Source organism: Candidatus Paracaedibacter symbiosus, from assembly GCF_000757605.1.
Lineage (GTDB): Bacteria > Pseudomonadota > Alphaproteobacteria > Paracaedibacterales > Paracaedibacteraceae > Paracaedibacter_A > Paracaedibacter_A symbiosus.
This window is the reverse complement of sequence record NZ_JQAK01000004.1, coordinates 69855-80544: the sequence shown is the minus strand read 5'-3', so window position 1 is coordinate 80544 and position 10690 is coordinate 69855. Positions and strand designations below refer to the sequence as shown.

Below are 10690 nucleotides of genomic sequence, written 5' to 3'. Positions count from 1 at the left end.
CCAATTCAACAAGCGTAATAACTTCGTATAGCATACATTATACGAAGTTATACGAGCTGGTTTACCTAAGGGACTAGAAGCTGATCAACAAGCTGTGAAATGGTACAAGGAGGCTGCTAATCAAGGATTACCTAAGGCTCAAGATTGCCTTGGCCTCATGTATATGAATGGCCTGGGCGTAGACAAGGATTATAAAGAATCTTTTAAGTATTTTGAGAAAGCGGCACATCAAGGAAATTCCAATGGGCAAGCTCATCTCGGCACTATGTACAAAGAAGGCTGGGGCACTGAACAAGACATTCAAGAAGCATTAAAATGGATACAAAAAGCAGCAGAACAAGGAAATGTACACGGCCAGTATTATTTAGCTCTTTTGTACAGAGATGGGGAAGGCATTGTAGCGAGTGATGCGCAAGCAATTGCTTTGCTACATGAGGCTGCTAAACAAAATCATGAGGATGCTCAGTATACTTTAGGATGGATGTATGAGAATGGCCGTGGTGTTACTATAGATCTTGAAGAAGCCGCCAAGTGGTACAAAGCGTCGGAAAAAGGTTGCCCTGGATATGCTATTTATTCCATTGGTCGAATGTATGAATATGGCCTCAATGTTGAGCAAGATCTTGGAAAAGCAATTGAATGGTATCGTCTTGCTGCAGGAGAAAAGTATGCTGAAGATACATTTCATACCCCTATTAAAGAAAAATATAACCTGATGCTTCCCCTAATACCAACGAACCTGCTTAAATTTCTGTAAACAAGCATTTGAAAACTCAGAAGATAGCCTATTGCCCCTCTCTTGCAACAAAACCTTCTCGGCACTCCCTGAAGTACTTGTTTTGATTTCATAGATCCTTAAAGTACAATTAGACTTATGCCATTTATAATTAATCTCGTAATCTTTACCCGCTTCAAATATTTGTTGCATAACGGTTCCACACTTATATGAGTAACGCTCATTTAATTCGTTACCTTCAAACATATAAACTTGAGGGATACCAGCACTGATAAAAAACTCTTTTGCAGCATTTTTATGATAGTTCCATAAAGGTATTCCAAGGCGCCTAGGATCACTATTAAAGAGAAATCCATTTCTAAGCCTCATCATTTCATACTCGCCATCACACTCTTTAGATCTATAACCTCGGACTATAGTTCCACCATCCGTGTTTGTAACGAATCTGACTCTTGCTACAGAGCCAGATTTAGGTTCTTCATATGTAACACTTGCACATCCTGCAATTGTTAATACTAGAGGTAATAGTCCAATGTTAGGGATAATGGTTCCGGATATCTTCTTTTGCATTTGGGACTTTATTTCTAGTATATTTAATAAATTGTAACATGCCACGGTATCTTGCACTTTCTCTGCCAAATTATTTTGCCTATTTCCCACTAATTAACAAATATGTTCTAGCTTCTTCAAGGATTTCTTTTTTATTCGATTCATCTTCATAACCCTGAGGGGTTGTTTGAGAAGAATTTTTCTTTAGCTGCCCTTATTAAGACCCCGCCATGGCTGCAGCTATTTAGTCGACGCTGAAATAAAGAAAATAAAGAAGAAAAGCAAAGATTTATTGGTGGGATGTGTGTAAACTATTTGCGGGGAATAATAAAAAACAATCAAAAACCTTGCAAAAAATATGAGCAACCCCCAAAAAATTGATACTTGCCAAGATGATCTTTTTCGTCAACGACTGTCCACCCAGTTGAATCCCAAACATCCACTTTTATGCTTGCAGGCTCCATTGATTGGCAAGGTTTGGAAGCTAATTTTGCCCCTTTGTATCAGGCAGAATTAGGTTATCCGCCACGCCCTATTCGCCTCATGGTGGAATTGATGATGCTGCAGCATATGGAAGGTCTATCCGATGAACAGGTGGTCAGAAAATGGGTTGAGAATCCTTACTATCAATACTTTTGTGGCTATGACCATTTCCAATGAGATGTACCCATTGATCCGAGTTCACTGACGCGTTGACGCAAAAGAGGAGTTCATTTATAAACTCTTACTTCAGGGTCGACTAAATAACTCCAGTTTTTTGGTCCTTTTCAAAACTGACGGGCAGGAAGAACTTAGGCACACACAGAATTATCGTTGCAGGATCCATCTTTCCCGTCCTATTACCTTAAACAAAAAAGTTTGTAATTTTTTCTTACCCCCCTTACTTAAAAGGATAAGGAAAATCTTTTCTCAGTACTCATCATGACTAGGAATGCGGGTTTCTCCCTATCGATCGTCCCTACGGGGCACGGGCAATAATAAAAAACACTATTTATATATTATTGAAATGAAGAATTACAATTACAGAAGAGGAAGCGTTATGGGGAATAACTATAAAAAAATTAGGGGTTTATTGTTGCTAAGCGCCATAAATCTTTGTTGGCAGAGCCCAACTTTGGCTATGGATAATCCCAATCCTATGGGTAAAATAGCAGCCGACCCTGAGGATTGCGGCCAGCAAAGGCAACCGTTTCTAACGAGGCAAAGGGTAGGGGACCATACATTACCTGAGAGTCTAGCTGTAGAGGCTTTGGTGGTCGATCATGGAATACAACCATTGCTTGCCATAGAATCCCTTAATAATCCCCAAAGCTCTAACTTTGCTGAAAGTGCCGTCCATACTACCGGATATAACCCTTTTGAATGGCTTCCATTGGAAGTAAATTATCATATTTTTCGATTATTAGATTCGAACTCTGCCAAACAAGCTGCATTAGTATCTCAAGATTTTGGCAATTTTGCCAATTCAACAAGAAGACATTTAAGGGTTAATGATTCCATCACAGATGAGAATCTCATAGAACTTGTAAAGAAGTACCCACACCTCACTTCACTGGATCTGTCGGGGTGTGAAAAAATCACGGATGCAGCCCTCATCAAGGTGGTGAGAAGTGTACGAACCTGACTTCACTGGATCTAGGGTGGTGTCGAGAGATCACGAATGCAGCCCTCATCAAGGTGGCGCAGATGTGCCCGAACCTGACATCGCTGAATCTGATGGGGTCTTGGCAGATCAATGATGCAGCCCTCATCAAGGTGGCTGAGAGTTGCCCAAACCTCACCTCACTGAAGCTAGAGGGGTGCAAACAGATCACGGATACAGCCCTCATCAAGGTGGCTGAGAGTTGCCCAAACCTTACCTCACTGGATCTGGTGAGGTGTGGACTGATCACGGATGCAACCCTCATCAAGGTGGCTGAGAGTTGCCCAAACCTCACCTCGCTGGATCTGCTGGGGTGTGGACTGATCACGGATGCAGCCCTCATTAAGGTGGCTGAGAGGTGCAAGGACCTAACTTCATTGAATCTGATGTTTTGTCAAAATATCACGAAGACAGCCCGCATCAAGGTGGCTGAGATGTGTCCTCATCTTAAAATCTATTGATAAGGCACTAAAAAGCGATTCTGATAGCTGTGATCTTGTAGCCATTTGATGGACAGTATAAAGAGAAACAGTTTGTTGTTTGTGCCATTGTATTTCAAAAACTGCAGGAGAGATATACCCTAAGTTTGAATGTCGCCGCTTGCAGTTATAAAAAAATACTAACACCTTCCTTCTAACCCGCTATGAGTTAAAATACAGGTTAAGTACCCCACCCTTTTTAGGTAAAATTCGCAGTTTTAATGGTTTCATCACCAAAAAGAAAAAGACTATCCAACTTGCAGTTTCCCCTACTGTTGCTATTGTGTGTAGCGTGGTTCTAGGAGGGCCTTACTTTGGGTTGGAAGCGTACAAATACCACAACTCCTATCATGATATAAACGGTATTTGGCAAGTATGTTTTAAACCTAACCAAACATGCCAACAACTTATCACTTCAAAATATTAATGAAGCTAAGGAATCAATCCGTCTTCAGGCTTTTAGTTTTACTGGCACAGATATCGTTGACGCGCTGATCAAGGCCCATCAACGAAATGTGGATGTTAAAGTCATTTTGGACCATTCCAACTTTAAAGCAAACAACCCTCTTCTAAAACAATTCATTGATGAGAAAATCGATGTAAGGATCGATAAACCTCATGGAATTGCCCATAGCAACTGTAACCTAAGTAACACTGTTACTAATTTTAAGCCGCTATATAAGCAAGAAAAGGGAAAGAAAGATGAGCCGCAAGAAGCGCAGTCCGATTTTTAAAGCTCAAGTAGCGCTAAAGCCAATTCAAGGAGAAACAACAATTGCTGAAATCTCGCAAAAACATAGTGTCGACCCGTCACAAATTTAAGCTTGGAAGGCAGAAGCTTTGGCTAATATGTCAGCCATTTTTGAGAAGGATTCAACCATGTCTGCTCAAGATGACAAACAGATGATCGCGTTAGAGCGTAAAATTGGCAAGCTGATCATTGAAAACGATTATTTAAAAAAAGTTACGCGATCTCCCTCAAGAACAGAGGCGGGAAATGATCATATTTTCGCATAAGAATTTGAGCGTTCGGCAACAATGTGACTTGCTAACAGTCCATCAGACTCATCTTTACTACAGCCCCAGAGGGACGACAGACGATACAAGGTAGAGAGTAAGCTGGTGGAGAAGTTCCGCCGGCTTACTCTACCAAGTTACTCATTTTATTTACTGAAGGAAGTCACGATGGAGCACTATTCTAGGAAACCAAATTATTTGGAGGTCACGCTCCTTTGATGAGTTTATTCTATATATCTTTCAATCTCGCATATAGGTAGTGCTAAGCCAAATGGATACTCAATCGAATATCCCGTTTGAAGCAATAAATTTAAAATTCCGTGTTCACCAAAAAGGTGAGCTGCCCCAATACAAAAGAGGGGTTTATCTAATTTATCAAAATAGCTGTGCCAAGCTTTCATCCAATTGAGATTTCTTGGTATAATGCTACCATTGTCTAGAAAAGTATCGGGTTCGACAACAAGGAGCCCTTGCTTATAATTAAGAATAAAATTTTTACTAGATTCATCAATAAATCCTTGGCCACTGCGTAGATTAGAATATAATTCTTCTTGCCATTCCTCTAGAACAGATGATGAAAATTTTGGAAGCATGTAGTCAATGACCTGTTCAAATTTCTCCAAGCTATACACATTACTTTTTGGAAAAAGTTCCTCAATCTCTTGGTCCATAGAATAAAGCTGCTGTGGAGACATTTTATAGATTAGTATTGCTAACTTGAGAGTCATTTCACCAATATTAACTTCTTTACTAAGATTTTTACTGCTATGTTTAAAAATATAAGTGAGATAGTTCTTGATAACCTCATCTAAGTCCTCGAACCAATCTTCCTCCCTCCTTCCGATATTAATTAATAACCCAGAATTCTCAAGATCAACTCGGGATAAAGGCTTATTTCCACCACATTCCCCGATAAAGTTTCGGCAGCTAGTAATAACGTTCAGAAATTCTTCAGAAAAAAATGATAATGGCACGTAATGGCATGACCCAAGTACATAGCCTATCTTACCATTTTTACTAATTTGATACAAAAATGGCGTAATTATTTTTTCATTGGATTGGGCTGAAATCCAAGCTTCTCCCAGAATATTTGTATAATCCATTAACTTTAAATCACGTTTCTGGATTATAAAGGATTCTCTTTCGATAATATCTTTTATTTTAGTAAACTCTGAATGGAGCTTGAAAGCAAGAGGCTCTTGCCAAACTATTAATTGTCCATTTCTATTATTCTGTTGTAATTCACTTGCATCATCAGAGGCATAGAGAAATGAATTAGTTAGAAGAATTAAAGAAGATGTAATTCTCAATAGAAAATGCATCCTGATCCTATCCCTTTCTGTACAATTAAGATATAAATTAGTCTCTTTTCAATTAGAGCTCTCTCGATTTAAAGGATTTTCGTTTAAGCCGCTTAAACTGAAATCAGAAAAACTTCGCTCAAATCAGGTTTTCCTGCAGCTCATTGATAGCTTCTGAACGAAAGTAATACCAAATTAGTATTAATATAAGAAAATCTTATTTTTGTGGCAAAGAAAATGCTTCTCCTGTGCATATTTTTACAAGATAAAGGGTTGGAGTAACACAATAAAGATTACAGTTCATAACAAAATCATTATCATTGATGCTCATATTTTGATTGGTGGTTATATTGGTAATCCTAGAAGTATGATATAGATACCTTATCGAAACGATGGAGAACCAGTCTCATGAAGGTCGAAACGATTACCAAAGGAGAGATGGGTCAAATAAATTATCGCGTAGTTGACGAAAAGCATAACGAGATAAAACCCATTACAGATTTCCTAACATTTCTAAGTGTAAAAAATTATTCCCCCAATACCATTAAAAACTATGCATTTGATTTAAAATGCTATTTTAGTTATTTAGATCGTATTGATAAGCAATATAACACTATACATCCTCGCGAATTAGTAGAATATTTAAATACCTTAAAAAGTGGCCGAACTAATTCAAAGGAAAAGATAAAGTCACCAGGGAATTTATCTGCCAGCACTATTAAGCGTATGCTTTCATCTGTATCCTCATTTTATAGCTGGCTTGAATTTACTTCCGACACTCGTAATCCCCAACTGGCAATAATTGATTATAAAAACCATCCTGTTAGCCAATCATATCGAGGCTTCTTATCATTTGCTAAGAAACAAAACCAGGTTGCCTCAAAGTTCATTAAGATAAAGCAAGCCAAGAGGTTGCCTCGGCCTGTAGCAGAGGATGATTTTACCATTCTTCTTAAATCCTTAAAAACATGGAGAGATAAAGCGATTTTATTTCTTGGATTACAAGGAGGTATGCGGATTGGAGAAATATTAGGTTTGTACTTTGAAGATGTTAATTTTAGAAAAAAAGAGATTTTTATTCGCTTTAGGGACACTGCTTCCATCATACCCGTGAGCCTATGTGCGATTTTGCTGATGCGTGTTATTTTTGCCCAAAGTTTGTAACTACAAAAGAACATCTTCCTAAGCTTTTAGAAAAATACAAAATTGAACTACAATTAATAAAAGATGCCCAAGAAAGGGGATGGCAAAAGGAAATTGATAGGCATACAAATGTAGCGCAGCGCGTAAAGCAAATCGTACGGGACTTAGGAGGAGAAAGTAATGCTTAAAACATACACAAATACTCAGAGGAGAAAGGCTTTCCTTCTAGATTCAATCTTAAAGAATTTACTTGATTACCAATATAACGGAGGGTCTTATAATTTTAGTAAGGGAGCCTATAAGCGTAACGCTGAAAATCTGTTGGTGATCCATGATAAAACTGTTACCCAGGAATATGTTGCCAACTGGCAAAATCGGTGGGATCACAGCTTGAATCCCTCACACATTTCTTGCGGGTTAAAATTAAAGCCTTTATCAAAAAAATAATATATAATTTACAGTAAGCGAATCCAGCCAACTAGCGTAATTAATGATAAAAGCCACTTCAAAAACTCTTACCTTAAAGCCTACAGATAAATTAAATAATAAGCCTAGAAAGATACTAAAATTGGGGCTGGTATCCCTTATTTTATGATCTTTTAAAATAGGTTGAAAAGTATTATGTGACACTTTATACTTTATTGCATGATGTATAGTACTCTTTCACAAAAAAAGCACTCTCTCGACCAGCTTCGGCCCTTGCCAAATGAGCTTATCCGAAACCTAGATGATTGGTTTAGGGTGGAACTTACTTACACTAGCAATGCCATTGAAGGGAATACTCTTACTCGACGTGAAACTGCAGTCGTTATTGAGAAAGGTTTGACGGTAGGTGGAAAGTCTCTTAAAGAGCATTTGGAAGCGACTAACCATTCTCATGCTTTAGATTTTATTTATTCCTTAGCTAATAAATCTCCTTCTGATCTTAAAGCCCATGATATCCTCGGTATTCATGCAATAATTTTAAAGAGCATTGATGATGCAAGCGCAGGCCATTATCGTAATGTTCCCATTCGTATTTCTGGCTCAGCGGTGATAATGCCAAACGCTAGAAAAGTTCCAGATCTTATGGATGAATTTCATGCATGGTTAACTAACCCCTCTGGCTTGCACCCAGTCGCATTTGCTGGTGAGGCTCATTATCGGCTTGTGACTATTCATCCATTCGTAGATGGAAATGGGCGAACTGCAAGGTTATTAATGAATTTGCTATTGATTCTGCAGGGTTACCCACCTGCTATTATTCGCAAAAAAGACAGATTGGCTTATATAAGTGCTTTAGAAGAAGCTCAATTAGGTGGTTCAAAAAAACCTTACGAGAAAATTATTGCCAAAGCCGTGGATCGGTCATTGGATATCTACCTTAAAGCTGCAAAAGGGGAAACCACTAATAATGATATTGATAGTGATACTCTCTTAAAAATAGGAGAGCTTGCCAAAGCAGTTGGAGAAACCATAGTAACCATACGCTACTGGACAAAAGAAGGATTACTAGATGTTGCCAAAATAACTGAATCTGGCTACCACCTCTATGAAATTGGGATGATTCAGCGTTGCGAGTACATAAAGCAATTAAAAAAGGATCGTTTGACCATTGAAGAAATAAGAAAAAAATTAAAATGACCAAATTTAACATTCTTACTATAGCGCTATCACTAGTATGTTTAGAAATTGTAGCAATTGGTGGTTCAAAAAGTTTTTCTTATCATGAAAGCAAAGATATTAATAAATCAGCTTTTACCGGCAAATGGATAAAAGAAGACAATATTGAAGCTGATCTTCTTCCTTTGATACCTCAAAATGTAAAATGAGATTTAATTTTACAGGTGATGTAAAAACAGCTTTTTACTATCTTTAAACCACAACAACTAGCAACCTTTTTAGAGATTTCTAATGACCGAATCTAAAAAAACGCTCTCAGTGAATTTTGGGAAAAACGGAAAAGCTCCAACCCAACTGCAAGAAAAATTGCAGCAGATAAAAAACTTGTATGACAAGGGCGCCTCATCAAAAGCCCCCCAACCTCAAGGGTCTAAAAAACAAAAACCTCAAGCAAATAAACCGCCTAAAAAACACAAGAAGAGATAGAAAAGAAAAAGCAGCTAAAGCCAAGCAACACGCGCTCATAATAAAGAAAGAACAGCAAGAGGCCAGACAACAACGGTCTGAGAAGACACAAAATGCGCTTGGCTGGCTGCATGATACCTATCCAAACTGCTTTAATTGGGATGAACCTAAACCTTTAAAAAAACGCATTGAAAAAGATATATTTGCTACTTTACCAGAAGATCTGCCCTTCCCTCGACTTGCTATCCGCTGGGCTATTGCCTATTACGCTGGGGCACCAAGATATCTAGATGCCCTTTCAAAATCCCAACACCGCTTTGACCTCCAAGGAGAGCCTGTCGAAGAAGTTATACCAGAGCATCAACAGCGTGCAGAAGAACAGCTCCTTCAATACATTGAACGTAAAAAGCGATTCTATGCTGAGAAAAAAGAAAGACGACAAGCCTGGAAACAGAAAATGAAAGAAAAGAAGGCTTGTGACAATCAAAAGGACGTTGGTTCTCAACAAAGAGACGTGCCTAATAAACAAGCATAAGGTGTGAGCCATGAGGAGAGTAGCCAGAGCCATAGGTTAACAAACAGTTAACAACAAACTTATCCACATAATCTGTGGATAAAAGGCCTGTTGCGTTTTTGCCTAAGTTATTGAAAAGTAAACAATATTACTTCGAAGAGAAAAAGATCTAACGAAAGAGAATTATCCTTTTCCGGGGAGATAAAGAACTGGAACTGTATGCGGCAGCCCCATTTCAATGAATTTGTTTAAAATTAAACATTTTATATATGCTTCTGTTTTTTGAGTGCTAAGAAGCCGTGAACGAAGCTTATCGCTGAATGTTCTTTTAAAACGCATCATAGTCGTTTCCACAAGAGAGCGTAAATGGTAGCCAGAAGATCTTTTCCAGTCATTTAGCCCCTCTCGTCGATTGGTAAACTGCTCCTTATGCTCTATAGCTTGATTTCGCCAGGTAAGCCCAGGATACGGATCAATAACCCTCTTTCTTCCCAAATGGGTTCTGAATACTTTTTTATATGACAGGGTGGCATCAATCGAGGGAGGTATAAAAGGCTTTATCTGCCGTTCAAACAGGAATTTGTGAGTGGTACGGTTATCATACGCCCCATCCGCATAAATCCTTTTAACAGGATCTTTCAATGGTTTCAAAAGCTGAAAAAAGGCTTTGCTATCATGGACGGTTGAAGGTGTCAACACACAAGAGGTAATCTGCTGAGTGACTGGATCCATTGCAATGTGTACTTTTCTCCAAGTGCGTCTTCTTGAGGCTTTGTGCATTTTCACATGCCATTCCCCTTGCCCATAAACTTTTAAACCTGTGGAGTCAATGGCGATACAAAAGGCAGAAGATCTTTTGGTCCGTGGAATCTTAATTTTCCCAATCCTTGGGCGCGACGCGATAATCGGCTATAATGGGGGCATTTTATGGGAAGATCCAGCCGTTTAATGAGCGAATTAATCAACCCTTGAGTAGCTCTTAAAGATAAATTGAACAACGCGCGAATGGTTAAACACGCCAAGATTGTTTGATTAGAATAGTGAGACTCTGATTTGCCTGCTTTGTACCATTTATTGACAACTTCAGGTGCAAACCACAAATTAATATCCCATCGATCTTGCAAAATTTGATTGTAAGTCGACCAATTCTTGACACGGAAGGTGGTTATTGGGGATGACATAACTAAGTATTATCGTTGCTATTCTTGATTCTTATACCTCTTTTAGCTCTTGCATTATCTG

At 38.5% G+C, this 10690-nt stretch carries 15 protein-coding genes and 2 pseudogenes; 13 read left to right on the top strand and 4 right to left on the bottom strand.

What is annotated here, in order from left to right; genetic code table 11:
* The first annotated feature begins 94 nt into the window (after positions 1–94).
* Entirely contained in the window at positions 95–757 is a 663-nt protein-coding gene (locus IG80_RS0108945) for a tetratricopeptide repeat protein (protein WP_052046290.1), read from the top strand.
* Here IG80_RS0108945 and IG80_RS0108940 read toward each other — a convergent pair.
* Positions 725–1375 (bottom strand): hypothetical protein, encoded by a 651-nt coding sequence (locus IG80_RS0108940; RefSeq protein ID WP_156962144.1) that lies wholly within the window; start codon positions 1373–1375, stop codon positions 725–727. The genes IG80_RS0108945 and IG80_RS0108940 overlap by 33 nt on opposite strands.
* 357 nt (positions 1376–1732) lie before the next feature.
* Between IG80_RS0108940 and IG80_RS0108935 the strand changes: the two are divergent.
* The 6 genes and pseudogenes from IG80_RS0108935 to IG80_RS15165 all read left to right on the top strand — a co-directional run.
* A pseudogene (locus tag IG80_RS0108935) lies at positions 1733–1942 on the top strand (IS5 family transposase); the annotation flags it as partial.
* A 349-nt stretch (positions 1943–2291) separates the two neighbouring features.
* A complete protein-coding gene (locus IG80_RS0108930; RefSeq protein ID WP_198027330.1) occupies positions 2292–2909 on the top strand; it encodes an F-box/LRR-repeat protein in 618 nt (205 codons plus the stop codon).
* Between the two features lie 62 nt (positions 2910–2971).
* Entirely contained in the window at positions 2972–3388 is a 417-nt protein-coding gene (locus IG80_RS0108925) for a leucine-rich repeat domain-containing protein (protein ID WP_032113716.1), read from the top strand.
* 440 nt (positions 3389–3828) lie between these two features.
* A complete protein-coding gene (locus IG80_RS16860) occupies positions 3829–4140 on the top strand; it encodes a phospholipase D-like domain-containing protein (RefSeq protein WP_084756333.1) in 312 nt (103 codons plus the stop codon).
* A complete protein-coding gene (locus tag IG80_RS17165; RefSeq protein WP_478210017.1) occupies positions 4109–4228 on the top strand; it encodes a transposase in 120 nt (39 codons plus the stop codon). Before IG80_RS16860 ends, IG80_RS17165 begins: the two co-directional genes overlap by 32 nt.
* Positions 4229–4285: 57 nt before the next feature.
* Positions 4286–4423: a hypothetical protein gene (locus IG80_RS15165; RefSeq protein WP_156962143.1), complete on the top strand. Its 138-nt coding sequence runs from the start codon at positions 4286–4288 to the stop codon at positions 4421–4423.
* Positions 4424–4647: 224 nt separating this feature from the next.
* Here IG80_RS15165 and IG80_RS0108915 read toward each other — a convergent pair whose 3' ends face one another.
* Positions 4648–5733, bottom strand: a complete 1086-nt coding sequence (locus tag IG80_RS0108915) for a TraB/GumN family protein (RefSeq protein WP_198027329.1) — start codon at positions 5731–5733, stop codon at positions 4648–4650.
* A 429-nt stretch (positions 5734–6162) separates the two neighbouring features.
* Between IG80_RS0108915 and IG80_RS0108910 the strand changes: the two genes are divergently transcribed.
* The 6 genes and pseudogenes from IG80_RS0108910 to IG80_RS13410 all read left to right on the top strand — a co-directional run bounded on the left by IG80_RS0108910 (position 6163) and on the right by IG80_RS13410 (position 9469).
* Complete coding sequence (locus IG80_RS0108910; protein ID WP_198027328.1) at positions 6163–6888, top strand: tyrosine-type recombinase/integrase; 726 nt, start codon at positions 6163–6165, stop codon at positions 6886–6888.
* Positions 6889–7047: 159 nt separating this feature from the next.
* Entirely contained in the window at positions 7048–7314 is a 267-nt protein-coding gene (locus IG80_RS0108900; protein ID WP_032113712.1) for a phospholipase D-like domain-containing protein, read from the top strand.
* 201 nt (positions 7315–7515) lie between these two features.
* A pseudogene (locus IG80_RS0108895) lies at positions 7516–8244 on the top strand (Fic family protein); the annotation flags it as partial.
* Complete coding sequence (locus IG80_RS16855; RefSeq protein WP_420887385.1) at positions 8218–8490, top strand: MerR family transcriptional regulator; 273 nt, start codon at positions 8218–8220, stop codon at positions 8488–8490. The pseudogene IG80_RS0108895 and the gene IG80_RS16855, both read left to right, overlap by 27 nt.
* Complete coding sequence (locus IG80_RS0108890) at positions 8487–8678, top strand: hypothetical protein (RefSeq protein WP_032113711.1); 192 nt, start codon at positions 8487–8489, stop codon at positions 8676–8678. The genes IG80_RS16855 and IG80_RS0108890 overlap by 4 nt, the downstream gene beginning before the upstream one ends.
* Positions 8679–8857: 179 nt before the next feature.
* Complete coding sequence (locus IG80_RS13410) at positions 8858–9469, top strand: ProQ/FINO family protein (protein ID WP_052046287.1); 612 nt, start codon at positions 8858–8860, stop codon at positions 9467–9469.
* A gap of 162 nt (positions 9470–9631) precedes the next feature.
* On the opposite strand, the gene IG80_RS0108880 is transcribed toward IG80_RS13410, so the two are convergent.
* Both IG80_RS0108880 and IG80_RS0108875 read right to left on the bottom strand, forming a co-directional pair.
* Positions 9632–10279 carry an IS5 family transposase gene (locus tag IG80_RS0108880; protein WP_232224393.1) on the bottom strand — a complete coding sequence of 216 codons (648 nt, stop codon included), beginning with the start codon at positions 10277–10279 and terminating at the stop codon, positions 9632–9634.
* Positions 10261–10629, bottom strand: a complete 369-nt coding sequence (locus tag IG80_RS0108875) for a transposase (RefSeq protein WP_032113709.1) — start codon at positions 10627–10629, stop codon at positions 10261–10263. The genes IG80_RS0108880 and IG80_RS0108875 overlap by 19 nt, the downstream gene beginning before the upstream one ends.
* Positions 10630–10690 lie beyond the last annotated feature (61 nt).